Origin of the sequence: Rhizobium sp. NFACC06-2 (assembly GCF_900101425.1) — a bacterium.
Taxonomy (GTDB): Bacteria; Pseudomonadota; Alphaproteobacteria; order Rhizobiales; family Rhizobiaceae; genus Agrobacterium; species Agrobacterium leguminum.
Genome location: NZ_FMVA01000010.1, coordinates 16989 through 41446, shown reverse-complemented (window position 1 = coordinate 41446; position 24458 = coordinate 16989). Strand labels below are relative to the sequence as shown.

Sequence of the window (24458 nt, the reverse complement as noted above, 5' to 3'; positions counted from 1 at the left end):
GAGGTTCTTAAACTGGACTACCCTTGAACCAGGTTGAGGCAAATGACGGTCCTGTCATCGCTGAATTCCGCCGTTGTCGAACCTTTGACGGACGGATACTCACGCAGCTTGTGGAAATCCGCCGCTTCGACACGCGCGAATTCCGCTTCCCAGGCCGCAATATCCGTTCCCGCCGGCAGGGACAAATAGCCGTCAGAGAATATTTCAATGCTCGAGAGCTCGTCTTTGGCGATGCGGAGATCAACCGCCCCCTCCTGCATGACGGTTCCGCCATTCACCGAGGCGTAACCCAATACATGCCCATGCCGGTTTGCGAATTGCGGCTGGACGCGGATTCCACCCATCAGGAATTCCTCGACCGTTTCAATGTCGTTCTCAAGGCCGCTCATCCCGGCCGCGGCAATGACGACATTTTCCGCGTCCCGCGCCGTCATGATACCGTTTGCGACCGCCGAACGCAGGCCGGAGAAAATCGTCGCACGAGTGCGCGCCTCGGCCGCGTCACCGTCACCCATGGCGGCGAGAAGCTGTTTGAACACGAATATGCGCGCCGACGTGCTTACCGTATCGATCAGCTTTGTATTCTGGACCAGACGCGTTGATCCTGACGCCGGAATCGCCGGCAAGCAGCAGGCGGAAGCTGTCGCCCATATCCGCGACGATCGCCAGAGTGGTCGATGGCGGACGACCCGTCGGCACCCAACCTGTCGATCCTGAAGACGGCTTGAAACGCGGTGACAAACCGCCTTTCATTCAGATCACGACGTCCAGCATATCCTTGCTTTTAAGCCTCCATTGCGAATGGCGGGTTGAGATGCAGTCCGGCAAAGGGTATCAGGTGCCCACTCCCAGGCGGAGCTTCCGCAAGCAACAAGGCGCATCCTGACATGATCCCGGACTTCCTCGTCACCCATTCCGGTGGCTTCCATGCCGACGAACTGCTGTCGAGCGTCGTGCTGACCCGGCTTTTCCCGCAGGCACGCCTGATCCGCAGCAGGGCGCCCGAATGGATCGCACCCGGCGCAGACCGCATCGTCTACGACGTCGGCGGTGTTTATGACGCGGCGAAGGGCGCCTTCGATCACCATCAGCGCGGTGCGCCGTTGCGCGAAGACGGTCAGCCCTATAGTTCGTTCGGACTGATCTGGAAGCATTTCGGCCGCGATTATCTCGCCGCCTTCGGCGTTCCTGAAGACCATATCGAAACCGTTCACGCCTCTTTCGATGCCAGCTTCGTGCTGCCGGTCGATCTGGTCGACAATGGCGCGCTCAGCCCCTCCACCGCGGGGGCACTCGCGGGGCTGACCCTGCCCGTCCTGCTGGAAACTCTGAAGCCTGTTTTCGACGAGACAGATCCCGAAGCGGACAATCGCAGTTTCCACGCGGCGCTGGCGATCGCACGCAGCTTCGTGGTGGCAAAGATCGCCAACAGCGCCGCGAAATTGCGGGCTGAAGCGCTCGTGAGCCGGGCTATCGTTGATGCCGGCGAGAGACAAATTCTGGAACTGCCGATGGGAATGCCGTTTCGGCCCGCCATCAAGAAGGCGGGCGCCGACCATCTGCTGTTCGTCGTTCATCCACGCAACAACGACTGGTGCCTGACGGGCATCCGCCGCGCGGATCAAGGCTTTGAACTGCGGGCGGATTTGCCGGCGGCCTGGGCCGGCCTGACGGACAAAGATCTGGAAGCGGTTTGCGGCGTCGAAGGCGCGAGCTTCTGCCACAACGGCCGATTTGTCGCGGCTGCCAGAACCCGCGATGCGGCACTCGCCATGGCGGAGTTGGCGGTAAAAGAAGCGACCGCAGCCAAACAGTGACATCGCAGTCGACCATGCAAACCACGCATTCGGCCCGGCAACAGGAGGCGAAATTAAGCCCGGGTGCGGGTTTTGAACTCGCCCATACCCAGTTCTCGGTACGTCTGAGGAAATTCGCCGGCGCGCGCCCTTGAGCGTCCGGCCACCATGGTTATCCTGCCCGAATTATGGCGGTCACACACGTATTGAGGAGTACGCGGCCGCTTTCGGGGAGGATATCATGAAGTTTCTGTTGGCCGTTTCGCGCGCCATCGATGCCGCCAATGCAGCCATTGGCAAAGGCATTTCCTGGCTGCTTCTCGCGGCTATTTTCATCAGCGCCATCAATGCCGTCATGCGCAAGGCGTTTTCGATGAGTTCCAACGCCTGGCTTGAATCGCAGTGGTATTTGTTCTCCGCCGTGTTTCTGATCGCCGCCGCCTACACGCTTCTTAACAACGAGCATGTGAAGGTCGATCTGGTCTACGGAAATCTTCCGCGCAAAGGGCAGCTGTGGGTCGATATTCTCGGGACCATTTTCTTTCTCATGCCCTTCTGCCTCATCACGGTCTATCTCTCCTGGCCGGTGTTTCTGCAGAAACTTGCTTCCGGTGAGGTTTCAAACAACACGGGCGGCCTCATTCAATGGCCCGTCTGGGCGCTAATACCGATTGGCTTCAGCCTTCTCGCCATCCAGGGCGTTTCGGAACTCATCAAGCGTGTCGCGATCCTGCGCGGCGATATCCCCGATCCGGTTGCCGAGGCTGACGCCGCGGCGGCAATGCTCTGATCGAAGGAAAAAACAACAATGGCATTCATTGCGGAAAATCTCGCGCCCATCATGTTTGCGGCGCTCATCATCGTGCTGTTGCTCGGCTATCCCGTGGCCTTCGCGCTAGCCTTTGTCGGCTTCTTCTTCGGCTTCATCGGAATAGAACTCGGCCTGCTGCCAGCGACGCTGTTCCAGGCCATTCCCGATCGCATATTCGGCCAGATGTCAAACGAAACGCTGCTGGCGATACCGTTCTTCACCTTCATGGGGCTCATTCTTGAAAAGAGCGGCATGGCGGAGGATTTGCTGGACACGATCGGCCAGCTGTTCGGACCTGTCCGCGGCGGCATTGCGTTTGCCGTGATCTTCGTCGGGGCAATTCTGGCCGCCACCACCGGCGTCGTCGCCGCCTCGGTTATCTCGATGGGCCTTATCTCGCTTCCCATCATGTTGCGCTATGGTTATGACCGCAAGGTCGCCGCCGGCACGATCGCGGCTTCCGGCACGCTGGCGCAGATCATCCCGCCCAGCCTCGTGTTGATCGTGCTGGCCGACCAGCTCGGCCGTTCGGTGGGCGACATGTACAAGGGCGCGCTCGTTCCGGGTCTCATGCTCGTGGCGGCCTATGCGCTCTATATCATCGTGACCTCGATCATCAGCCCCACGAAAGTCCCGGCCCTGCCGCTGGAGGCGCGGACCCTGCGCGGCACCAAGCTGCTGCTCAAGGTCATCACCTCGCTGGTGCCGCCGCTCGTCTTGATATTCCTCGTGCTCGGCACGATCTTCCTTGGGATCGCCACCCCCACGGAAGGCGGTGCCATGGGTGCTGTCGGCGCGCTTGCCCTTGCGCTTGCCAACCGCAAGCTCAATTTCGGTCTGATCCAGCAGTCGCTGCACGCCACGGCGAAGCTGTCGTCCTTCGTGCTGCTCATCCTGCTCGGCGCGCGCGTCTTTTCCCTGACCTTCTATGGCGTGAACGGCCACGTCTGGGTCGAGCATCTGATGACATCGATCCCGGGCGGCGAGATCGGCTTCCTGATCGTCGCCAACCTGCTGGTCTTTTTCCTGGCCTTCTTCCTCGATTATTTCGAGCTGGCCTTCATCATCATCCCGCTGCTGGCGCCGGTCGCCGATGCGCTTGGCATCGACCTGATCTGGTTTGGCGTGATGCTGGCGGTCAACATGCAGACGTCGTTCATGCACCCGCCCTTCGGTTTCTCGCTGTTCTTCCTGCGGTCCGTCGCACCGACGCGGGCCTATAAGGACCGGATCACGGGACAGACGATCCAGCCGGTCACCTCGTCCCAGATCTACCTGGGCGCCATTCCCTATCTGTTCATCCAGCTGACCATGGTCGTCATCATCATCGCCTTCCCCGGCATCGTGATGCACTACAAGTCAGGCGCCAAGGTGGCGGATCCTTCGTCCGTCCATATCAACGTTCCAATGCCGAGTGCGGGAACGGACGCCGATCCCTTCGCCAATCCTTTCTCGGCACCCGGCAACAGCGCACCGAGCTTCGGAAAGCCGGCCACCCCATGACAATCGGCCGGGCGCAAAAGCGCCCGCCGCAACAAAAATCGCTGACGTTCAATAGGAGGAGGTAATCTATGAAGGTCAACCCAGGTCGCAGACAACTCTTGTCGGGCGGCGTACTTGCAGGGGCTGCTGCGGCTGCTTCGGCACTTGCGACACCCGCCATAGCCCAGTCTTTGCCAACCGTTCGCTGGCGTCTCACGTCCGGCTTCCCGAACAATCTGGACACGATCTATGGCGGCGCCGTCGTCATGGCCAATGCATTGAAGGCGATTACAGGCGGAAAGTTTGAAATCCAGGTCTTCCAGGCCGGTGAAATCGTTCCCGGCGCCCAGGCCATCGACGCCGTAAAAGCCAATACCGTCGAGATTTCCCATACCTGCGGCTACTATTTCACCGGGAAAGATCCGACATTCGCCATCGGTTCGACCATCCCCTTCGGCCTGAACGCCCGCCAGCAGAACGCATGGCTCTACCACGGCGGCGGCAACGAGGCTTACAACGAATTCCTTTCCGACTACGGCGTCATCGGCATTCCCGGTGGAGCGACGGGCGCCCAGATGGGCGGCTGGTATCGCAAGGAGATCAAGAGCCTCGAGGATATCAAGGGCCTCAAGATGCGTATTGCCGGCGTCGCCGGACAGGTGCTCGCCAAGCTTGGCGCGGTGCCACAGCAGCTTCCGGGCGGCGACATCTATCCGGCGCTGGAACGGGGCACGATTGATGCCGCGGAATGGGTCGGTCCCTATGACGACGAAAAGCTCGGCTTCTACCAGATCGCGCCTTATTACTACTATCCCGCGTTCTGGGAGGGTGGGCTGACGATCCACTTCTTCGTCAACAAGGATCAATACGCAGCATTGCCTGATGAATACAAGGCAGCGCTCGACACCGCCTGCAAGGCCGCCAACATCAACATGCAGGCGCTGTACGACGTCAAGAACAAGGATGCGATCCGCTCGCTGGTTTCCAAGGGCACGCAGCTTCGCCCGCTGCCCCGCGATGTGCTCGACGCCGCCTACAAGGCGACCTTCGAGCTTTATGACGAGTACACGCAGAAGCATCCCGCATGGGCCAAGATCTATCCGGGCTGGAAGAAGTTCCGCGACGAGAGCTTCGAATGGTTCCGCGTCGCCGAATATACCTATGACAGCTACGGCTATGCCATGCAGACGGCCGGCAAATAAGCCGACATAGACTTTACCGAGGCCCCCGGATGGCGACATCCCGGGGCCTCGGGCCTTTGGCGGCTATTCTTTGATAAGCCCGTTATCGATCGCATAGCGGATGAGACCGGCGGTCGTCGCTATATCCAGTTTCCTCTTGATGTTCTTGCGATGGGTTTCCATCGTGCGCTCTGCAATATCGAGCGCCAGGGCAGCGTCGCGATTGCTCTTTCCGCGCGCGATCAGCAGCAGAACTTCCTGCTCGCGTGTCGTCAGCGCCTTCAGCCTGCCCGAAGACCCCTCCATCAGCACATCGCGAACGCCAGAGGAAAAATAGGTGCCGCCGGCAGCCACGGTTTCGATTGCGGCGACTATTTCTTCGGTCGCCACGTCCTTCAGAATGTAACCGGCCGCACCATACATAACCGATGTCGATATATATTCCCGGCTGTCATGCATCGACAGCATCAGCACCCGGGCGGAAAGCTGCTTTTCCTTGAACAGCTCCAGGGCATCGATGCCATTGATCTGCGGCATGTTGATATCCATCAGCACCACATCGGGCCGCGTGGCGACAGCCGCGTCGATACCAGCCATGGCGGACACCGCGGTTCCAACGACTGCGAGATGCTCGTAAGTCTCGAGGACGGCCCTCAACCCATCCAGAACCAGAGGATGGTTGTCGATCAACAACACACGGATCGGATGAACGGTCACTCGGCGGCCTCCTGCAAGCTGCCATTGCGATCCTTCATGGCGGTGATGGGCAGCACCGCCCGCAGAACGGTTCCCTTTGCCGAGCTTTCGACATCCAGCCTGCCCCCGAAATGCGTCATGCGTTCCTGCATGTTTCTCAAACCGAGCCCCTTGCTTGCCGGCATCCCGTTTTCCGTCCGAACGGCCGGAAATCCACGGCCATTGTCGCTGACATCCATCTGGACCCGTTCGTCGCGACTGGAAAACCGGATGGCGACCTGCGTCGCGTCGGCATGGCGCTCGATATTGGTCAGCGCCTCCTGTGCGACACGGTAAAGCGCAACCCGTGCCTCCGGGACAAGCATATGCTTGAAGGCCACGGATTCAAGCGTCGCCGCAATTCCCGTGCGTTCGGAAAAACTCGAGATCAGGGATTCCAGAGCTGCCGTCAGCCCCAGATCGTCGAGAACACGCGGGCGAAGATCGTGGGAGATGCGGCGGACTTCCTTGATCGCTTCGTTCAGCGCAATGGCGCCTTTGCCGATTGCCTCGACAGCGCCGACATTATCCGGCGTGACCTTGCGCCGCGCGAGATCGATCGCAAAACGCACGCCGACGAGATTTTGGGAAATGCCGTCATGCAGTTCCCGGGCAATGCGCAGACGCTCCTCCTCCTGGGTATCGATGATCCTTTGCATCAATTCCTTGAGCCGGCCATCCGCCAGCCGCTGCTGGCGCAGATTGAGCAGCATGCAGGTGGCAAAGACCAGCAATACGGCGGGAACCGCAAACAGGGCGACGATCAGGAAGGTCCAGGTGATCGAATGCCGCAACTCCTCCTTCGCCGCCGCCGTCGTCGCAAAAACGTCGTCGAGGTAAACGCCAGTACCGATCATCCAGCGCCATTTGTCGAGGCCGGCCGCAAAGGAAAGCTTGTCGGCCATTTTTTTGGTGGAAGGCTTTTCCCACTTGTACTGGACCAGCCCTCCCCCCTTTTTCGCCTCGACGATCAGATCGTAGATCACCCGGTTGCCATCGGGATCGTGGAGATCCAGCCAGTTGTTCCCCGGACGGAAATTCTGTCGCGGATGGACCACGTTCAGCCCGTCATAGTCATAGACGAAGAAATAGCCGTCAGTGCCGTAGTCGAGACCGGTCAGGATGCGCTTGACCTCTTCCTTCGCGGCCTCGTCATCAGGTCCTGCCCTGTCATAGACCGAGCGGATCGCCGAAAGGGCAAGATTGGTGAGGTTAAGGAGTTCAGCCTCCTTTGCAGCGAGCATGTTTCGTTCGAACGCATCGATGCTCGTGCGCGCCAGCGTCATGGACTGCCACGTGATCAGCGCTGTGATGACGATAATCGCAAGAACGAGCGGCCCGATGGCCAATGCGAGAATCTGGCTCCTGAGTTTCATGCGCCCCCCGACACATTCATCTTGCACACTTCACAACACTTAATGCCGCAAATCGGCGACGTTGGAAAGCGAGCCGCGCGACGCGACCGTGAGTGACCCTATCCAGGTTTGCAACGTGAGGGCAGCTTTCAATCATTTCTGTGGCGCGTGGGGTAAGCCGCGTTCCCTCGTCAGGCCTGATCCAGGGCAAGGGTCAGGTCGGCGACAAGATCGTCGGGATGTTCGATGCCGATTGACAGCCGGATCGTGGAATCCAGCACACCGATGCGCTGGCGGACATCGGCAGGAACTCCCGAATGCGTCATCGTTGCAGGGTGAGACGCAAGAGACTCCGTGCCGCCGAGGCTTACCGCGAGTTTGAATATGTTGAGCGCATTGAGAAATTTGAAAGATGCGGCCTGCCCGCCGACGATGTCGAACGAGAATGTCGATCCCGCGCCGGAGCATTGAGCGGCGAATACCCTGCCAACCGCCGACGCCGGATCGCTGAACGGCAGGTAATGGATTTTCTCGACCTTGGGATGCGTGTTCAGGAATTCCGCCACGATCCTGGCGTTGCTGTCCGCCCGCTCCATCCGGATCTGCAGCGTCTCAAGGGAACGTCCGAGCATCCAGCACGAGTGCGGATCGAGTTGCGTGCCGATTGCTCCACGCAACGCCTTCACCTGTTTCATGACTTCCTTCCGGCCGAGTGCTGCCCCGGCAATGAGGTCGGAATGCCCACCAACATATTTCGTCAGCGAATAGAGCGAGATGTCCGCACCGTATTCGATGGGCCGCTGGAACACCGGGCCGAGAAGCGTATTATCGCAGGCGATGATCGGCCTGTGCCCCTGCCTTTCGCTGATCACATCGGCGACCCGGCTCATCATCGAAATATCGACAATGCTGTTTGTCGGATTGGCGGGGGTCTCGATGAGGATGACGGAGACCCTGCCTTTCGCCATCGCCTCTTCTGCCGCAGCCATCACCGAGGTTTCGCTCACACCATCGGCGAAACCCACCGCCGAGACGCCGAAATTATGGAAGGTCTTGGCCAGCAGCGTCTCCGTGCCGCCATACAGTGGCTGGGAATGCAGCACGGTGTCACCAGGCCGGACAAAGGCGAAAAGCGTCGTTGAAATGGCGGACATGCCCGAGGAGAACAGCGCACAGCTCTCGGTACGCTCATAAACCGCAAGACGATCCTCGACGATCTCGCTGTTTGGATGGTTGAAGCGCGAATAGACGAGGCCCGCGCCCCTGCCCTCGGGCGGCTCCTTGCGGCCGGAGACGTAGTCGAAGAAGTCGCGCCCGTCTTCCGCCGATTTGAAAACGAAGGTCGATGTCAGGAACACGGGAGGCTTGACGGCACCCTCCGACAATTCCGGATCATAACCGTAATTGAGCATCTGGGTTTCAGGATGGAGAGCGTGGTTGCCGATATGGGTTTTGGACGGATGCGGCGCGGTCATTTCCGATGATCCCTCAGCTGGCGTTGAACTACCCGCAGGTTACACGCAGTGAAACCAAAATACCTTGCATTCTGAAGCGCCAAGTTATCTCATGAAGCAACATATTGCGGAGAATGGTCATTTATGTCGCAAAAAATTGCAGACCCGATCGACAGGCGGATACTCAAGGAATTGTCTGCCGATGCGCGGATCACGAACAACGAACTTGCCGAGCGGGTCGGACTGTCGGCATCGGCGTGCCTGCGGCGGCTTCGACGTCTGGAAGAGATAGGCGCCATCAAAGGGTACTCCGCGATCATTGATCCGGCAATCGAGGGATGGACCATGACCGCCCTTGCGTCCGTCCGCCTCAGCCGCCAGCACGATGACGAAATCCGGATGTTCGAGGCAGCCGTTCTTGACTGGGAGGAGGTTCTCGAATGTCATCTCGTCACCGGTCCGAGGGACTACATGCTCAAGGTCATGTGCGGTGGGCTGGAGGATTACGAGCGTTTCATCAAGGACAAGATTGCAAAGCTGAAATGCGTCGAGACCATCGAGACCAGCTTCGTCATGAACACCATCAAGGCGCGGCGCATCTGAGCTTCGCGGCCACGGCGGCAATCCGCTTTCTCATCAGGCCCGCCGCCCATCGGCGCTAATCGTTCCCGATTGCTTCAAGCCAGATGCTGACGGCGACAGCTCCGGCATCGGGATGTCCTATAGCCCGCTCGCCAAGATAGCTCGCGCGCCCGAGCCGCGGCTTCATCGACGCCGTCGCCTCGGCGCCTGCAATGCCCGCCGCCGAGGCGGATCGCCAGGCCTCGTCGGCCGAAGCGCCGGCTGCGAGCTTGTCTCGGAACGTTTCCGCCGCCGGATGAAGCGCATCTATCATCGTACGGTCCCCCGGTTTCGCACCACCGAGTTCCGAGACGGCAAGAACGGCAGCCACGAACGCCTCCGCCATCTTTGGGGCCGTCGGCTTTTCGATCCCGGCAAGATGGCGCGAAGCGCGCATCAGGCCCGTGGCGTAAAAGGGACCCGAGCTTCCGCCGATTGCCTTCCGCATCGCGTTTGCCATCGCCATCAAGCCACCGGACACATCTGCGAAACTCTCCCGAGGCAGCGCCAATATTGCTTCCGCGCCTCGCACCATGCTTGTCCCAAGGTCGCCGTCGCCCGTAACACTATCCAGCTGCGTCAGCGTGGGCTCCGCGGCGATCAGGGCTCGGGCGACCCGCTCCGCCACGGAACGCAGTCGCTCACCGGCGGCTGTTATCCTGATTTCCGCAGTCACGCTCTTCTTAACACCTGCTGAAGGCAAGACGCGGTTGCGGTTCACCGCACCGCCGCGCGGCCATGCGCCGGCGTCGGTCGGCGCATCGATGAGGTTGAGCATTGCGTCGTCCACATGCATGACTGACAAAGAAAAGCCGGGCATATCGAGGGCGGAGAGGAAGGTACCGGCCCATGCCCGTTCGACCACGACGCCCTTTGCTTTCAGGCGCGTGACGGCGGATCGCGCCACGACCGCAAGTTCCATCGGCGGCGTCGATCCCAGTCCGTTGACCAGAAGCGCAACCCGGTCTCCGCTCTTCAGCCTGCCATCGGCTTCGATCGTCTCGAAGACCAGCTTCACAAGCTCGTCCGCCGATGCGATGGACATCCGCCGGACGCCCTGCTCGCCATGGATGCCGAGCCCGACTTCGATTTCAGCGTCGCCAAGGACAAAGCCCGGCCTGCCGACGGCAGGGAGCGTGCAGGACCCCAGCGATATTCCCATGGAGGACAATTTTTCGGCAGCTTCCCGGGCGATGCGGGCCACCTCTTGAAGGGGAAGTCCCTGCTCCGCGGCTGCGCCGGCGAGCTTGTGAACGAGCACTGTGCCTGCAATACCCCGGCGGCGATCGTCGGGAACTGTGTCCTTCAAGGCGACATCATCGGCAACGACCACGATTTCGACCGGAATTCCCTCAGCTCGCGCCAGCTCCGCCGCCAATCCGAAATTCAGCCGGTCGCCCGTGTAGTTCTTGACGATAACCAGAGCACCGGCAGGTCCGGCTGCAGCCCTGATGCCGGCAAGAACCGCATCGGTGCTCGGCGAGGTGAAGACATCGCCTGCCACCGCAACGGTGAGCATGCCCGCGCCGACATAACCCGCATGGGCTGGCTCATGGCCACTGCCCCCGCCCGACAGCACCGCCACCCTGCGCTTTTCCGGGGCCTGAAGGCCAGACCGGATAACGACATTCTCATCCGCAAGCAGGACCGTCGCGGGGCTGAGGGCCACCACGCCTTCGAGCATGTCCCGCACGACGGTGGCTGGATCGTTGATGAGCTTCTTCATGCCTTACTCCTCGATGCAGTTCGTTGGCCGGCGGGGACACGCACGTGCCCTGCTGACCGTGAACAAGCACGATCTCCCGGCCAATTTCAAGTTCCGGGCATTCGAACTCGCGACATCGATTGAGGGCGTGCGAGGGAAACACAGGTGCATATCCGCCATTGCCTCTGGCGGCGGAGGCGCTATCATGATCGCGCTGTAGGACGGTAAGCTTTGGGAGGAGCGATACGTGAGACGGATGTGGCCAGACGAATTTGCGTTTCTGCTGGACAGTGCAGAAGAGGTTGACCTACATATTCCATCGGCGGCGCATGACGATGGTTCGCCCGGGAAAACAATATCCAGAAAGGCCTTGAAAGCACGGATCAGCCAGCAGGATTTTGAAAATATCTGGCATCTCGCAGAGGCCCGCTACCGGCTTAACGGCAAGTTCTCTCACAAAGCGATTACGCTGATCACCAATAACCCCCACTACCAGAAATGGCACCCTTCCGACGGCGGCAGCATCGAAAGCGTCTCCGATAGCGGTCAGAAATACACGACACGCTATGTGATCGTGCACTTTCTTCTGGATGATGTCAGCGAAGCTGTCGAAGCCTGAGATCCGGAGAGGCGGTTCCTGCCGGTGAGTGGTGGAGGGGCCTCGAAAGCCATATTTCGGGGATTTAGAACTGGGAGCAACAGTTTGCGCTTGGCCCATTGCTCATGTCGTCAGCTAACTGTCGTGACAAACGGAGAACCCCGCAAGGTCTCCGTTTGTCACTGCCGTGCGTGCCAGCATCGTACCGGCTCAGCGTTCGGTGTCGCGGTATTTTAAGAAGCCGATCAAGTTACTGCATCGGGGGAATACCAAACCTACATGCGGCCCGGAGATAGCGGGAAGAGCCTGGAGTTCCGCTTCTGCCCCGCCTGTGGATCGACCGTCTATTGGATGCCGGAATTTCGGCCCAATCTCGTCGCCATCGCCTTGGGCTGCTTTGAGGATTCAAGCGCCATGGAACCAACGCAGAGCGTTTATGAGGAGACCCGCCATGCTTGGGTTTCCCTTTCTTTTCGAGATCCTGGAGAGAGACGTTAACGGGCAAATTCATAGCAGGGACATCGAATTCCGTCGGATCGATACAGGGTCATACAAAGTTTGAGTTGACCCTCTTGGACGGTGAGGTGAGACTTGAATGCCGAAACGATGGGGGAAATGATGGACCAACCACACCGATGGCGCCATATGGCAAGCGCGCCGAAAAACGGAGATAGGATTCTCATCACGATACGTCCGTCCGAACAAGGGCCATCCCAAGTAGACCTTGCGTACTGGTCGAAAGGCGACCAGTACGGTTCAGAAGGCTGGCGTGCCTCAGACTCTTCGCCAGGGCGGATCATCGAATACTCGGAGCCGGAATTGAAGTGCTGGATGCCTATGCCCTCAGCAAATACCGATGGCCTTGCGATGCCCGCTCCCTGGGAAGGTGACGATGCCCGGGAGCTTGATGGGTCCGGGATCTGAGGATAAACGCCAAAGCAATGAGCCCGCGCAAGGCGGGACATTCCATCGCGATAGACGATTTCGGCACCGGCTATTCCAGCCTTCAATATTTGCAGGGGCTCCCCATGGATGCCCTGAAGATCGACAAGTCCTTCGTCGACACGATTGGCAGGAAATCCGCAACCAGCACCGTTACGCTGCATATTATCTGAATGGCGCGTGAACTTGGCCTGTTCACCGTCGCCGAAGGTATCGAGACGGAGGAGCAGGCAGCCTATCTGCGGGAACACGGCGTGGACTTCGCTGAGGGCTGGCTTTTTTCGAGGGCCCGGCCTGCCCCCGAAACGCTTTCGCTCGGCTCCTTCACCTCTCCGTGCTGTTTATTTTTCGAACGCTTCTTCTGGTCGCGTTCCTGAGAAGGTGCAGCGCCAGAACACAAATTTTCTGCGGAACAATCGGTAGATGTTGAAGTTACTCTTCTTCAGGAGGAGGACAATCTATGATCACCAAAGCCATTTTTGTGGGGGCAGCCGCTGCCTTGACGACGCTTTTTTCCACTGTGGCACTGGCTCAGACCGACCTGACCATGTGGTATCACGGCGCGGGCAATGTGGAAGAACGCAAGATTCTGGCCGGCATCATCGAGGACTTCAATTCGTCCCAGTCGGACTGGCGGGTCTCGCTTCAGGAATTTCCCCAAACCGCCTATAACGAATCCGTCACCGCCGCCGCACTCTCCAACAAGCTGCCAGACATTCTGGATGTCGACGGCCCGAACATGCCGAACTGGGCCTGGTCCGGTTATCTGCAGCCACTGCAGATCGACGAGGCAAAGCTTGCCAATTTCCTGCCCGGCGCTGTCGGGAAGTGGGGAGGCAAGCTCTATTCGGTCGGCCTGTGGGACGCGGCTGTCGCGGTCTTTGCCCGCAAGTCGGTTCTCGATGAAAATGGCATTCGCATTCCAACGCTGGACCGGCCGTGGAGCGGCGAGGAATTTGATGCAGCGCTCGAAAAGCTCGCGGCCAGCGGCAAGTTCGAATATGCGATCGACCTCGGTATGGCCGATAAAACCGAATGGTACAGCTATGCCTTCAGCCCATTTCTGGAAAGCTTCGGCGGAAGCCTGATCGACAAGGAAAATTACCAGACCGCCGAGAACACCCTTAACGGAGAGAATGCCATCAAGTTCGGAGAATGGTGGCAGTCCCTGTTCCAGAAAAAACTGGCACCCGGAACATCGCAATCGCCTGCCGACCATGAAACCGGCTTTTTGGAAGGCCGTCACGCGCTGCAATGGATGGGCAACTGGGTTGCGGTGAAGGCTCTGGAGAAATATGGAGACGACCTGCTGTTCCTGCCCGCCCCTGATTTCGGGAACGGTCCGAAGATAGGTGCAGGATCCTGGCAGTTTGGTGTATCGGCCACCAGCAAGCATCCCGAAGGCGCATCCGCCTTCATCGAATTCGCCATACAGGACAAATATCTCGCGCAGTTCTCCGATGCGATCGGCCTGATCCCGGCCACGTCTTCGGCAGCCCAGATGACGGAGAACTATAAACAGGGTGGCCCGCTCGAAGTTTTCTTCGAGCTCTCCAAGCGTCAGGGAACGTTGCGCCCGGTGACGCCGGCTTACGCCTTCATCTCGCCGGTGTTTTCCAAAGCGTTGTCAGACATTGCCAATGGCGCGGATGTCGCCGATACGCTGGACAACGCCGCCGACGAGATAAACAACAACATAGAACGCAATTCCGGTTACCAACCCAAATAGGGGAAGGTTGTCTGTCGATGGCGCTCTTGTCTTCAAAGGGGAAATTGACCCGGGACAGCTTTACGGGCTGGTTCATGGCTGCACCGGCGATGGTGCTGATCGGGCTGTTCCTGATCGCGCCCTTTCTGCTGGGGCTCGGGTTTTCCTTCACCAACCAGCGGCTGACATCTCCCAATCCGACCGAGTTTGTCGGCGTTGAAAATTACACCCGGCTGCTGGGTATCGGCGTGCTGAAGCTTGAGCCGGAAAGGGAGGCGGATGGGAGCCTCAAGCAGGATGCGGATGGCGCAACCTCCTATCCGCGCATTCGCACTTTCACCCGCAACAATCCAGACTATCCCCATCTGGACGGGATGCGGGAATATAAGAGCTTCAGCTGGGGTGAGAACCAGATCGTCATTCTGGCGCGCGACGTGGTGTTTTTGACAGCGCTCGTCAACACGCTTTCCTTCGTGGCGGTCGTTGCCCCGGTGCAGGCGGCGCTGGCGTTGTTTCTTGCCCTGTTGGTGAACCAGAAGATTCCCGGCGTCACGATTTTCCGCGCGGTCTACTTCATGCCCGTCGTGCTGTCGGTTGTGGTCGTGGCGCTGCTCTGGCGGTTTATTTATGCGGCGGATAACGGGCTCCTGAACAGCCTTTTGAGTTACATGAGCTTCGGGCTGTTCCAGCCAGTCGACTGGCTGGGCAGAACCGATACCGCCCTGTGGGCCATCCTGGTCATGTCCGTCTGGCAGGGGGTCGGTTTCCACATGGTCATATGGCTTTCCGGCCTGCAAACTATCTCTCCGGATCTTTACGAGGCAGCCGATATCGAAGGCGCGAGCCGCTGGCAGAAGTTCAGCATGATAACCTGGCCGCTGCTGCGCAACACGGCCGTGCTAATTATCATCGTCATCACCATGCAGGCTTTTGCCCTTTTTGCGCAGATCGATGTGATGACCAAGGGCGGCCCCCGCGATTCGACGCAAAGCATCGTCTATCAGGCGGTTGAGCGGGGATACCGACAGCAGGACATCGCGGCAGGTTCGGCAATCTCGGTCGTCCTCTTCCTGCTTGTCCTGTGCATCTCACTGACCCAACGATACCTGACAAGGGAGAAGCAGTGATGCAGGCCGGACAACGCAAGAGCCTCGCTTTTCTCATCTGCAACTATCTACTCATGCTCGCTTTCGCGGCGATCTTCATTTTGCCTCTCTTGTTCATGGGCTTCTCGTCGCTGAAACCGAACGACCAGCTGCTCAGTGATGCGACCTCGATACGCGCTTTCCTGCCGGTTGGCGATCTGTCGCTTCAAAACTACACCGCGGCTTTCGCTCGGGCGCCGATTGCGACCTTCATATTCAACTCGGTTCTGGTAACGGGCGTTACCGTGTTTCTCGCCCTGCTGCTTGGCTCGCTTGCCGCATTCGCCTTCACCTTTTTGAACTGGCGTGGAAAGGATGTTCTCTTTTCGATCATCCTCGCCACGCTCATCATTCCCTTTGAAACCATTGCCGTGCCGCTGCTGCTCGAAGTGAACAATCTGCCATGGATCGGCAGCAACGGGTTTACCTGGGGATGGCTCAATTCGTGGCATGTGCAGATCATCCCATGGATCGCAGACGGGCTGACGATTTTCCTTTTCGTGCAATATTTCAAGGATCTGCCGAAGGAGTTGCTGGAGGCGGCGCGCATCGACGGAGCCGGCTGGCTGCGGATTTACGCGCAGGTGGTGATGCCGCTTAGCGGCCCGGTCATCGCAACGGCTGCGATCCTGAAGTTTCTCGTCATGTATAGCCAGCAGTATCTGTGGCCGCTTCTCGTTACCCAGTCCGAGGCCTACAGGCCGGTGATGGTGGGGCTGCAGTATTTCTTCCAGCTCAACACACCCTGGGGTGAGGTGATGGCTTATCTCACCATCATCACGCTGCCGGTGCTGATCTTTTATCTCTGCCTGCAGAGGCTGTTCATCTCCAGTATCGCGGCGAGCGGGATAAAGGGATAGCGCCTCATCCTGCGCGGGGTGAAGGCCTGACACAGGGCTTTAGTGAGAATGCACTGGGACTTGCGGGAGCTTGCTGCATTCCATTAGCGCCGAATATTCTGGCCAACCCGGAGGCTGTTGTGTTTTCTTACGAACTTGAACGCTGAACGGCGCCCGGCAGATCGTCGTTCCAGATTGGCTGATTACACTGCCATTAAAATCGAATGTTTGACCGGGAAGGGCAGTCGCCCAAGAGTTGATCTTAAGCGCCCTGCGAGATTTGCCCATCTCACATTCATGGTTTGCGCCGCTCTGAAGGATGAGGCCGATGAAAATGAGATTTCTCTGTGAGGCTGTTCTTGCCTTGATGTTTTCCACCGCAATCGACTCCGCCCAGCAGGCGTCCGACACGGTGGCGCCGGAAAGGGCAACCGGGCTTGCCACCGCCAAACGCGTCCAGTCGAAGAAACTCATGGTCGCGGCAGCCAATCCACTGGCGGCCCAGGCGGGGCGCGACGTGATCGCCGCGGGCGGCAACGCCATAGATGCGATGGTGGCGGTGCAGACTGTGCTGGGCCTCGTTGAACCGCAGAGTTCCGGTCTCGGCGGCGGCGCCTTCCTCGTCTATTACCACGCTAAAAGTGGCAGGCTGACGACGTTGGACGGCCGGGAGACGGCACCGATGGAAGCCACGCCAAAGCTCTTCCTGGATGACAAAGGTCAGCCGCTTAAATTCATGAACGCAGTCATCGGCGGTCGTTCCGTTGGCACGCCGGGAACGGTGCGACTTCTGGAGGAAGCTCACAAACGCTATGGAAAGGCGGAATGGGCAAGCCTGCTGAAGCCGGCGGAAACGCTGGCGACCGACGGTTTTCAGGTGTCGCCGCGCCTTGCCTCTCTGATCGCATCAGAGGGTGACCGGCTGAAGACATATCCAGAAGCGCGGTCCTATTTCTTCGACACCTCCGGGGCCGCGCTGCAGGCCGGTGCTCCGTTGAAGAACCCGGCCTATGCCGAGACGCTTGCAGCGATCGCCAAGGGCGGCGCCGATGCCTTTTACAAAGGGAAAATTGCCGAGGCGATCGTCAAGACCGTGCGCGAGGCAGCCGACAATCCCGGCGTGCTGTCGCTTTCCGATCTTTCCAACTATCGCGTCATCGAGCGCGAGCCAGTCTGCTTTATCTATCGTGCACATGACGTTTGCGGCATGGGACCGCCATCGTCAGGCGGCATCGCCATCGGCCAGATGCTCGGCATGGCGGAGAATTTCGATCTCAGATCTCTAGGCCCGAAAAATGTCGACAGTTGGCGCATTATCGGCGATGCGCAGCGTCTGGCCTTCGCCGACCGCGAGCGTTACGTCGCTGACACCGATTTCGTGCCGCTACCGGTCAAGGGCATGCTGGACAAGACCTATCTAGGCGAGAGGGCAAAGCTGCTCGACGGCGACAAGGCGCTGGCCAACGACGCCGTCAATGCCGGTGAGCCGGAATGGGACCACGCGCTGCTTTTCGGCCGGGATGCCGCGCTTGAGTTGCCGTCGACGAGCCATTTCGTCATCGTCGACAAGGAAGGCAACGTGGTCTCGATGACGACGACGATCGAAAGCGGCTTCGGCTCGCGTCTGATGACGAATGGCTTCCTGCTGAACAACGAGTTGACGGACTTTTCCTTCAAGACGCATGACGGGGGTCTGCCGATCGCCAACCGCGTCGAACCCGGTAAACGACCGCGCTCCTCCATGGCCCCCACTATCGTGATGAAGGATGGAAAACCGCTGCTCGCCATTGGTTCGCCCGGAGGAAGCCAGATCATCGGCTATGTAGCGCAGGCGCTGATCGCCTATATCGACTGGGGCATGCCGGTGGAAGTGATCGTCGCCCAGCCGCATCTCATCAACCGGTTCGGCACCTATGACATCGAGGCCGGCACCAGCGCGGAAGAACTGGCCGGTCCGCTGAAGGCGCTGGGTTACGAGGTGAAACCGGGTGAGATGAATTCCGGTCTGCATGCTGTCGAAATCACCGCCGAAGGCTTGGCCGGCAGCGCCGACCCACGACGCGAGGGAGTGGTGATGGGGGAGTGAACGCTCAGCCTGCGGAAAAACGGCGGCCTCAAGAGGCTGAGCATAGCGTTCGTGTGGAGGTTAGATGACTACCCCGCAGGCTGTTCTGTTTTAGCGAGGAAATCGTAAAGAACAGGGCCTTACGTCCAAAAACAACTCTTGCTGCGCCATTGGAGCCGTCAAAGCGTCAGAGCATTCCTTGAGTTACATTTTTACTCTTAGTGCACGTCGGGGAACTGGTAACAACCAACTCCGTTCGTTGTTTGCATGACCAATGGAGGAAGGCATGAAAAACTTCGCCCTTTATTACTGGCCAGTTCCTTTTCGAGGTCAGTTCATCCGCGGAATTCTGGCCCATTGTGGGTACTCCTGGGATGAACACGATGCCGATGCGATTGAAGATATTATGGATTGTGCGGTGGAAAAGCAGCCGGTTGCCTTCATGGGGCCACCGGTTCTGATTGACCGTGAGCGCAATTTTGCGATCTCCCAGATGCCGGCGATCGCCATCTACCTGGGTGAACGGCTGGATATGTTGCCGACAACTATTGAGGGCCGCGCCCTCAGCGCCAAGATCGTTAACGATGCCAACGATGTCCTTGATGAGTTGACTCTCAACGGCGGGCGCGAAATGTGGACACCTGAAAAATGGGAAGAGTTCGTCCCACGCCTCCAAAAATGGATCCGTATTTTCGCGGATACCGGGGCACGAAACGGCTTGAGCCCTACTTCCGGCTTTATGCTCGGAACAGAAAAGATTGGCGTAGCAGATATAGCGACTGCAATCCTTTGGACTACGGTCGCCGACCGGTTCCCTGTCATTCAGGGGATCATTGAGGATACGTCACCGACAATCTGGGGCCTTTCCAGAAGAGTGGTAGCCACAACTTCGCTGGCCGCCTTGAACGATAAAAGTTTCGAGGAATACGGCAACGCTTATTGCGGAGGAGAGATTGAGAAATCGCTCCGGACGGTAGCGGGTTGATTCACGTCTGCGCGGCGCCATTGCTTCGTCTGCTTTGCAGCCGGACAAAAGTCTTGAAGAGATACACACCGCCGACGCACCATTTCACGGCCACGCAGTTGAAAGGGACCCGAACCAACGCCACTGTCATTACAAAGTCCGATGGCGGAAGATTAGTCACTTGGATTTACAACTCTGCTGGGTCGTAAGCGCGCCGGCGCGCTCTGATGGTGTCCAGCTTGTCGTGAACCCAGAGGTTAAATTCCTCAAGGGCACGCAAAGCTCCGTGTGAGCGTCAGCATGCGCTGGGTGATCTCACCGACCTCTTTTCAAAAGCGAAGCTGATGATCTTCCGCGAGACAAAGACGCCAAAGAACCGGCACAGTCCATTTGTCACTCAGCAGGCTGCAGACTCCGTTTGACGGAATGCGTCTGAAGTGTCTGTCGTTCTCTGATCCGCGCGATGGGCCGGCATCCCGAATATGCAGGAATCTCGGGATACGCAGCCTTGTTGCGAATGCTGGTAGCAAGCCGTGCCAGCAAATTCGTCAATATCCACCTGTCAGAAAAATGTTCTCCCCGGTCATGAAACTGCAGGCCTGCGACGACAGGAAGATGGCGGCCCCCACCATTTCTTCCGGCTGTCCGGCGCGGCCCATCCAGTTCAGCGTCCGGACGTATTCCGCCCAGCCTTCGGGGTCCTCATCACGACGGTGGGCATTGCGGTCGGTGTCGATGAGGCCGGGCGCGAGTGTGTTGAGCAATACATTATCGCGCGCATAATCCCGCGCCTGACTCTGGATCAGATTGTGCTGTGCAGCCTTGGTGGCGGCATAGGCGGTGACGACGCCCTTCGGCCGCAGCTGATTGACCGAGCCGATGGAAACCACCCTGCCCCATTTACGGGCCGCCATGCGCGGCAGGGCCGCCTGCAGCATATCCACCGTCGAGCCCAGATTGACCGCCAGCTGAAACGCCAGATCGTCGGGTGTCAGTTCCGAAAGCACGGCGTTGATCTGGGCGCTGGCATTGATGACAAGAATATCGACCGGCGCAATCGCCTCGGCCCGTTCGATGAGATCACGACCGGCACCGGGTTCGGACAGATCGCCCGCCAGTTCCTGCGCCGTGCCGCCGCTTGCGACGATCCGGTGCTGCACGGGCGCGGCAGCGCCCGGCTTTATGCCATGCAGGATGACATGGGCGCCCGCGCCCGCCAGCCCCTCGGCAATGGCGGCGCCTATGCCACGGCTGGAACCGGTGACGAGCGCCGTGCGGCCCGTCAATCCAAAGACGCTTTCGAGACGCATCCCTTATCCTTCAAACAGCGATATGCGCGCGCCGGCAATTCCCGGGCGGCAGGAAAACAGGCCGCCGGAGAGCGGCGCATCGGCGAGTGTGGAGGCAGGCAGGCGCGTGCGGGCGCTGGTGATGAACAGCGTCGACAGGTCCGGCCCGCCAAAAGCGATGCTGGAAGGGCGTGGCACCGGCATGTCGATCACCTGGTCCAGCTTGCCGTTCGGAAGATAACGGCGCACGCACCAGCCATCCCAGATGGCGCACCAGACACCGCCTTCGGCATCCACCGCCAGACCATCCGGCCGGCCATCGGCCACCGGAATGCGGGCGAATTCACGGCGCTGCGACAGCGCGCCCGTCGCCGGATCGCAATCATAGGCGTGGATGAGACCGGGCACGGTATCGACGAAATAGAAGGTCCGGCCATCGGGGCTCCAGCCGAGGCCGTTGGAGACGATGATGCCGCCTTCCTTGCGCTCGGACGCGCCATTTGCATTGATGCGATAAAGTGCACCGGTGGGCTTGGAGGCATCGATGCGCATCGATCCGACCCATATCGCGCCATCCGGCCCGCATTTGGCATCGTTGAGGCGGTTGTCGACGATCCCCGCCTCCGGGCTGACGAAGGGTGTCAACCGGCCGGAAGCGAAATCCAGCCATTCGACGCCATCCTGCGATGCCACCAGCAACCGCCCGCCGGTGACCGGAATGACGGCGCTGACCAGCTTGCCGGTCTCACAGGTTTCGTTGCGACCAGTGGCGGGATCGAAGCGGTGCACCGCCGGATGCAGGATATCCACCCAATAGAGCGCGTTTTCCCCCTCGTGCCAGACCGGGCTTTCCCCCAGCTGCGCACCCCAAGGCAGAATGCAGCTGAGTTCGGCGCTGGGGCGGCCCGTTGCCGAACGCGGGCGTGGCCGCGAGCTGATCGCCACGGCCCCGGCTGCACCGGTAATGCGGCGGGCGGCGGCAATCAATTCACGCCCGGCGGGATGGATATTGGAGGAATCGAGCCGCGACGACGGCCCGAGCGCAACAAGCACGCCCATCGGCGTATTGTCCCGGCCCATGACGGGCGCAGCAACCGAATTCACCCCGGGCAGATGTTCCTCATAAGAAATTGAATAACCCCTCGCCCGCGTCAGCGTCAGATCGGCCTGCAGCGCATCGAGGGTGGTGATGGTCTTGGGTGTCAGCAGATCGAGCGTCAGGCGATCCAGCAGGGCACGGCCAACGGCGGGGTCCTGAAAGGCGAGCAGCGCCTTGCCTGGGGCCGTGCAATGCAGGGGAACGCGGCGTCCAACCTCGACGCGCACGGAAAGACCGTTCGGCGAACGCTCCGCGAGATATTGCGTCATCGTCCCGTCTAGCCGGCACAGCGCAACCGTCTCACCCAGTTCGGCGGCCAGCCGCTCCAGTTCCGGGGTCGCCGCCGAGACGAGATCGAAGCTCTCCCAGACCTTGTGGGACATTTCCAGAAAACGCTGGCCCAGCACATAGGTGCCGCGGGCCTCATCCTGACGGACGAGGCCATAAGCGATGAGGGTGCGCAGGATGCGCGCGAATGTCGGCTTCGGCAGACCGGAGGCGCGCAGCAGCTCGGCAAACCGCAGCGGTTCCGGCGCATCGGCAACCATGTCGAGCAGGGTCAGGCCCTTGGCCAGCGCCGCCGTGCCGCCCGGCGTCTCGGGTTTCATTGCCTCTGCTCCTTCGCGAGTCGCTGCCGCCTTGCGGCCGCCGCGTCGTCCAGCATCCGGTCCATCGTCCATTCCGCTTCAAACCCCAAAGTGTTTCTGATCAGCTCGTTGGACGTATGGTAATAAACGCCGTCGCCGGGAAAATCGACTGTCACGATGGGCAGGCCGGTCAGCGCCGCAATCTTCGGCAGAAGCGCCGCGAAATCGGCCGGCTCATCCGCCCCGAGATTGAAGATGCCGCCCGCCGCGCCGGGATGGTCGAGGGCAAGCAGAATGCCCGACACCATGTCGCGCGTATCGGTTATATGCATACGGAACGGTCGGCCGTTTTCATTGCGCGCCAGAATGTGCGACGGCTCACCGATATCGCGGGACTGGAGCAGTTCGGCGATGGCAGTGTTTCCGAAATTCTGCTGCTGGCGAATGCGCGGCCGCAGGAAAAATCGGGGACCGGAAAAGAAACTCTCCTCATCCAGCAGTTCCGTCGCATCCTGCGTATGCGAAAACCGCAGGATCACCGTTTCCATGGTGCCGCTTCGCTGGTGAAAGCGCACCAGCTCTTCGCCCAGAAGCTTGGTCAGACCATAGGGTGAATTGGGGCAGAGCGGATGGTCCTCGGTGACCGGCAGGAACTCCGGCCGGTTTTCCGGATAGACTTCACCCGAGGAAGCGAAAACGAACCGCCGCACGCCAGCTGCTGACGCCGCGTCCAGAAGCCGGCGCGTGCCCTCGACATTGACGGCGAACATGCGGTCACGATCCGCCGGAGCCCATGACATGAAGGCGCCCAGATGCAGGACGGCACTCACGTCCTTGATGGCCTCGGACAATGCCTGCGCATCCTCCAGCGACCCGACGACTTCCTCGCCGCCGGTTGCCGATGGCCTCAAATCAAAACCGCGAACGGCGCGGCCCTGTGCGCGCAAGGCAGCGACAACAGCACGGCCGACACGGCCTGCCGATCCGGTGACGAGGATCATAACCGCGCTCCCGTCTTTGCATCGAAGAGATAAAGCTGGGCCGGATCGAAACCGAGCCGGAGCGCCTCATTGCCGGGAAGGCTGCCGGTATGCGAGACGCGCGCGATCAGCCCTTTGGACTTGCCCTCCTCGCCATCCGCGACCCTTGCACCCTCCGCATCGAAATAGACGTATTTTTCCGATCCGAGGCTCTCCACCAGCGTCGGACGGACATCGAAGGTAACAGGCGCATCGCCCAGAACGAGATGTTCAGGCCGCAGACCGACAATCACACTGCCCTGGCGGCCGACCGCACCCGGCAGGGAGACCTGTTGCCCAAACAGGGTAACAGTGCCGTCACGCAGTTCCGCATTGAGGAAATTCATGCCCGGCGAGCCGATGAAACCGGCAACGAAAAGATTGGCCGGATTGTTGAAAAGCTCGTCGGGTGCGGCGATCTGCTGGATGATGCCGCCCTGCATGATGACGACGCGATCCGCCATCGTCATCGCCTCCACCTGATCATGCGTCACATAAACGGTGGTGACACCGATGCGCTTGTGCAATGCGCCGATTTCGGCGCGCATGTGGACTCGCAGCTTTGCATCGAGGTTGGACAGCGGCTCATCCATCAGGAAGGCCTGGGGCTGGCGCACGATGGCACGGCCAAGTGCCACGCGCTGGCGCTGGCCGCCCGAGAGATCCTTGGGCTTGCGATCGAGATAGGGTGTGACTTCCAGAATGCGCGCCGCATCATCAACCCGGCGGTCGATCTCGGCCTTGTCCGTGCCGCGCATTTTCAGGCCGAAGCCGATATTCTGGCGAACGGTGAGGTGCGGATAAAGCGCATAGTTCTGGAACACCATGGCGATGTCGCGGTCACCCGGCGCAAGGTCCGTCACTTCATTGTCGCCGATGAAAATCTGCCCTTCGCTTGCCGGTTCGAGACCGGCGAGGATTTTCAGCATCGTCGACTTGCCGCAGCCGGAAGGCCCGACAAGCACCACGAACTCGCCATTCTCGATCTCAAGCGAAAAGGGCCTGAGAACGTTGAGCGCGCCATAGGACTTGCTGACGTTGCGAATGGAAATATTGGCCATGC

20 protein-coding genes and 3 pseudogenes are annotated in these 24458 nt (G+C 59.8%); 14 read left to right on the top strand and 9 right to left on the bottom strand.

The annotated features are described in order from the left end of the window. Nucleotides 1–17: 17 nt before the first annotated feature. Nucleotides 18–687: pseudogene (locus F3H58_RS17380) on the bottom strand (hypothetical protein); the annotation flags it as partial. A gap of 200 nt (nucleotides 688–887) precedes the next feature. Between F3H58_RS17380 and F3H58_RS17375 the strand changes: the two are divergent. From F3H58_RS17375 to F3H58_RS17360, 4 genes are all read left to right on the top strand, one after another. Further along, nucleotides 888–1817, top strand: coding sequence for an MYG1 family protein (locus tag F3H58_RS17375; RefSeq protein ID WP_149743049.1), 930 nt, complete (start codon nucleotides 888–890; stop codon nucleotides 1815–1817). Nucleotides 1818–2037: 220 nt separating this feature from the next. Beyond that, complete coding sequence (locus F3H58_RS17370) at nucleotides 2038–2586, top strand: TRAP transporter small permease subunit (RefSeq protein WP_059761233.1); 549 nt, start codon at nucleotides 2038–2040, stop codon at nucleotides 2584–2586. Nucleotides 2587–2604: 18 nt separating this feature from the next. Further along, a complete protein-coding gene (locus F3H58_RS17365; RefSeq protein WP_065654907.1) occupies nucleotides 2605–4110 on the top strand; it encodes a TRAP transporter large permease in 1506 nt (501 codons plus the stop codon). Nucleotides 4111–4178: 68 nt separating this feature from the next. Continuing rightward, nucleotides 4179–5291: a TRAP transporter substrate-binding protein gene (locus F3H58_RS17360; protein ID WP_065654906.1), complete on the top strand. Its 1113-nt coding sequence runs from the start codon at nucleotides 4179–4181 to the stop codon at nucleotides 5289–5291. A 63-nt stretch (nucleotides 5292–5354) separates the two neighbouring features. On the opposite strand, the gene mctR is transcribed toward F3H58_RS17360, so the two are convergent. The 3 genes from mctR to F3H58_RS17345 form a co-directional block, all read right to left on the bottom strand. Beyond that, complete coding sequence (gene mctR, locus F3H58_RS17355) at nucleotides 5355–5987, bottom strand: two-component system response regulator MctR (protein ID WP_059761235.1); 633 nt, start codon at nucleotides 5985–5987, stop codon at nucleotides 5355–5357. Further along, a complete protein-coding gene (gene mctS, locus F3H58_RS17350) occupies nucleotides 5984–7381 on the bottom strand; it encodes a two-component system sensor histidine kinase MctS (protein WP_149743048.1) in 1398 nt (465 codons plus the stop codon). The genes mctR and mctS overlap by 4 nt, the downstream gene beginning before the upstream one ends. Nucleotides 7382–7551: 170 nt before the next feature. Continuing rightward, a complete protein-coding gene (locus tag F3H58_RS17345; protein ID WP_149743047.1) occupies nucleotides 7552–8835 on the bottom strand; it encodes a cystathionine gamma-synthase family protein in 1284 nt (427 codons plus the stop codon). Between the two features lie 123 nt (nucleotides 8836–8958). On the opposite strand from F3H58_RS17345, the gene F3H58_RS17340 reads away from it, so the two are divergent. Further along, entirely contained in the window at nucleotides 8959–9417 is a 459-nt protein-coding gene (locus F3H58_RS17340) for an Lrp/AsnC family transcriptional regulator (protein WP_149743046.1), read from the top strand. A gap of 55 nt (nucleotides 9418–9472) precedes the next feature. On the opposite strand, the gene F3H58_RS17335 is transcribed toward F3H58_RS17340, so the two are convergent. Further along, the gene (locus F3H58_RS17335) at nucleotides 9473–11161 is read right to left on the bottom strand and encodes a dihydroxyacetone kinase family protein (protein ID WP_149743045.1); all 1689 of its coding nucleotides are present in this window, start codon (nucleotides 11159–11161) and stop codon (nucleotides 9473–9475) included. A 235-nt stretch (nucleotides 11162–11396) separates the two neighbouring features. On the opposite strand from F3H58_RS17335, the gene F3H58_RS17330 reads away from it, so the two are divergent. From F3H58_RS17330 to gst, 9 genes and pseudogenes are all read left to right on the top strand, one after another. Continuing rightward, complete coding sequence (locus F3H58_RS17330; RefSeq protein ID WP_149743174.1) at nucleotides 11397–11759, top strand: hypothetical protein; 363 nt, start codon at nucleotides 11397–11399, stop codon at nucleotides 11757–11759. 84 nt (nucleotides 11760–11843) lie between these two features. After that, a pseudogene (locus F3H58_RS17325) lies at nucleotides 11844–12236 on the top strand (GFA family protein). Nucleotides 12237–12356: 120 nt separating this feature from the next. After that, nucleotides 12357–12662 (top strand): hypothetical protein, encoded by a 306-nt coding sequence (locus F3H58_RS17320; protein WP_065654962.1) that lies wholly within the window; start codon nucleotides 12357–12359, stop codon nucleotides 12660–12662. A 26-nt stretch (nucleotides 12663–12688) separates the two neighbouring features. Next, a pseudogene (locus F3H58_RS17315) lies at nucleotides 12689–13057 on the top strand (EAL domain-containing protein); the annotation flags it as partial. Nucleotides 13058–13140: 83 nt separating this feature from the next. Continuing rightward, nucleotides 13141–14409, top strand: coding sequence for a sugar ABC transporter substrate-binding protein (locus F3H58_RS17310; RefSeq protein ID WP_149743044.1), 1269 nt, complete (start codon nucleotides 13141–13143; stop codon nucleotides 14407–14409). A gap of 17 nt (nucleotides 14410–14426) precedes the next feature. Further along, nucleotides 14427–15515: a carbohydrate ABC transporter permease gene (locus F3H58_RS17305; RefSeq protein WP_149743043.1), complete on the top strand. Its 1089-nt coding sequence runs from the start codon at nucleotides 14427–14429 to the stop codon at nucleotides 15513–15515. Then, entirely contained in the window at nucleotides 15515–16393 is an 879-nt protein-coding gene (locus F3H58_RS17300; RefSeq protein ID WP_188128969.1) for a carbohydrate ABC transporter permease, read from the top strand. The genes F3H58_RS17305 and F3H58_RS17300 overlap by 1 nt, the downstream gene beginning before the upstream one ends. 307 nt (nucleotides 16394–16700) lie before the next feature. Then, the gene (gene ggt / locus F3H58_RS17295; RefSeq protein ID WP_149743041.1) at nucleotides 16701–18458 is read left to right on the top strand and encodes a gamma-glutamyltransferase; all 1758 of its coding nucleotides are present in this window, start codon (nucleotides 16701–16703) and stop codon (nucleotides 18456–18458) included. A 265-nt stretch (nucleotides 18459–18723) separates the two neighbouring features. Beyond that, nucleotides 18724–19422 carry a glutathione transferase, Atu5508 family gene (gene gst, locus F3H58_RS17290; RefSeq protein WP_149743040.1) on the top strand — a complete coding sequence of 233 codons (699 nt, stop codon included), beginning with the start codon at nucleotides 18724–18726 and terminating at the stop codon, nucleotides 19420–19422. Between the two features lie 527 nt (nucleotides 19423–19949). On the opposite strand, the gene F3H58_RS17280 is transcribed toward gst, so the two are convergent. From F3H58_RS17280 to F3H58_RS17265, 4 genes are read right to left on the bottom strand one after another with little or no spacing between them, the layout of a single operon-like run. Further along, a complete protein-coding gene (locus F3H58_RS17280) occupies nucleotides 19950–20711 on the bottom strand; it encodes an SDR family NAD(P)-dependent oxidoreductase (RefSeq protein WP_149743039.1) in 762 nt (253 codons plus the stop codon). A 3-nt stretch (nucleotides 20712–20714) separates the two neighbouring features. After that, on the bottom strand, nucleotides 20715–22397 hold the full coding sequence (locus tag F3H58_RS17275; RefSeq protein WP_149743038.1) for an SMP-30/gluconolactonase/LRE family protein: 1683 nt from the start codon (nucleotides 22395–22397) through the stop codon (nucleotides 20715–20717). Then, a complete protein-coding gene (locus F3H58_RS17270) occupies nucleotides 22394–23377 on the bottom strand; it encodes an NAD-dependent epimerase/dehydratase family protein (RefSeq protein WP_149743037.1) in 984 nt (327 codons plus the stop codon). The genes F3H58_RS17275 and F3H58_RS17270 overlap by 4 nt, the downstream gene beginning before the upstream one ends. Next, nucleotides 23374–24456 carry an ABC transporter ATP-binding protein gene (locus F3H58_RS17265; RefSeq protein ID WP_149743036.1) on the bottom strand — a complete coding sequence of 361 codons (1083 nt, stop codon included), beginning with the start codon at nucleotides 24454–24456 and terminating at the stop codon, nucleotides 23374–23376. Before F3H58_RS17265 ends, F3H58_RS17270 begins: the two co-directional genes overlap by 4 nt. Nucleotides 24457–24458 lie beyond the last annotated feature (2 nt).

What these genes read in the sequence shown, in the direction of transcription:
- F3H58_RS17365 (WP_065654907.1), top strand. Translation starts at nt 2,605, where the DNA reads ATGGCATTCATTGCGGAAAATCTCGCGCCCATCATGTTTGCGGCGCTC.
- F3H58_RS17340 (WP_149743046.1), top strand. Translation starts at nt 8,959, where the DNA reads ATGTCGCAAAAAATTGCAGACCCGATCGACAGGCGGATACTCAAGGAA.
- F3H58_RS17280 (WP_149743039.1), bottom strand. Translation starts at nt 20,711, where the DNA reads ATGCGTCTCGAAAGCGTCTTTGGATTGACGGGCCGCACGGCGCTCGTC.
- F3H58_RS17300 (WP_188128969.1), top strand. Translation starts at nt 15,515, where the DNA reads ATGCAGGCCGGACAACGCAAGAGCCTCGCTTTTCTCATCTGCAACTAT.
- F3H58_RS17265 (WP_149743036.1), bottom strand. Translation starts at nt 24,456, where the DNA reads ATGGCCAATATTTCCATTCGCAACGTCAGCAAGTCCTATGGCGCGCTC.
- ggt (WP_149743041.1), top strand. Translation starts at nt 16,701, where the DNA reads ATGAAAATGAGATTTCTCTGTGAGGCTGTTCTTGCCTTGATGTTTTCC.
- F3H58_RS17310 (WP_149743044.1), top strand. Translation starts at nt 13,141, where the DNA reads ATGATCACCAAAGCCATTTTTGTGGGGGCAGCCGCTGCCTTGACGACG.
- F3H58_RS17305 (WP_149743043.1), top strand. Translation starts at nt 14,427, where the DNA reads ATGGCGCTCTTGTCTTCAAAGGGGAAATTGACCCGGGACAGCTTTACG.
- mctS (WP_149743048.1), bottom strand. Translation starts at nt 7,381, where the DNA reads ATGAAACTCAGGAGCCAGATTCTCGCATTGGCCATCGGGCCGCTCGTT.
- F3H58_RS17345 (WP_149743047.1), bottom strand. Translation starts at nt 8,835, where the DNA reads ATGACCGCGCCGCATCCGTCCAAAACCCATATCGGCAACCACGCTCTC.
- F3H58_RS17270 (WP_149743037.1), bottom strand. Translation starts at nt 23,377, where the DNA reads ATGATCCTCGTCACCGGATCGGCAGGCCGTGTCGGCCGTGCTGTTGTC.
- F3H58_RS17320 (WP_065654962.1), top strand. Translation starts at nt 12,357, where the DNA reads ATGGACCAACCACACCGATGGCGCCATATGGCAAGCGCGCCGAAAAAC.
- gst (WP_149743040.1), top strand. Translation starts at nt 18,724, where the DNA reads ATGAAAAACTTCGCCCTTTATTACTGGCCAGTTCCTTTTCGAGGTCAG.
- F3H58_RS17360 (WP_065654906.1), top strand. Translation starts at nt 4,179, where the DNA reads ATGAAGGTCAACCCAGGTCGCAGACAACTCTTGTCGGGCGGCGTACTT.
- F3H58_RS17370 (WP_059761233.1), top strand. Translation starts at nt 2,038, where the DNA reads ATGAAGTTTCTGTTGGCCGTTTCGCGCGCCATCGATGCCGCCAATGCA.
- F3H58_RS17335 (WP_149743045.1), bottom strand. Translation starts at nt 11,161, where the DNA reads ATGAAGAAGCTCATCAACGATCCAGCCACCGTCGTGCGGGACATGCTC.
- F3H58_RS17330 (WP_149743174.1), top strand. Translation starts at nt 11,397, where the DNA reads ATGTGGCCAGACGAATTTGCGTTTCTGCTGGACAGTGCAGAAGAGGTT.
- F3H58_RS17375 (WP_149743049.1), top strand. Translation starts at nt 888, where the DNA reads ATGATCCCGGACTTCCTCGTCACCCATTCCGGTGGCTTCCATGCCGAC.
- F3H58_RS17275 (WP_149743038.1), bottom strand. Translation starts at nt 22,397, where the DNA reads ATGAAACCCGAGACGCCGGGCGGCACGGCGGCGCTGGCCAAGGGCCTG.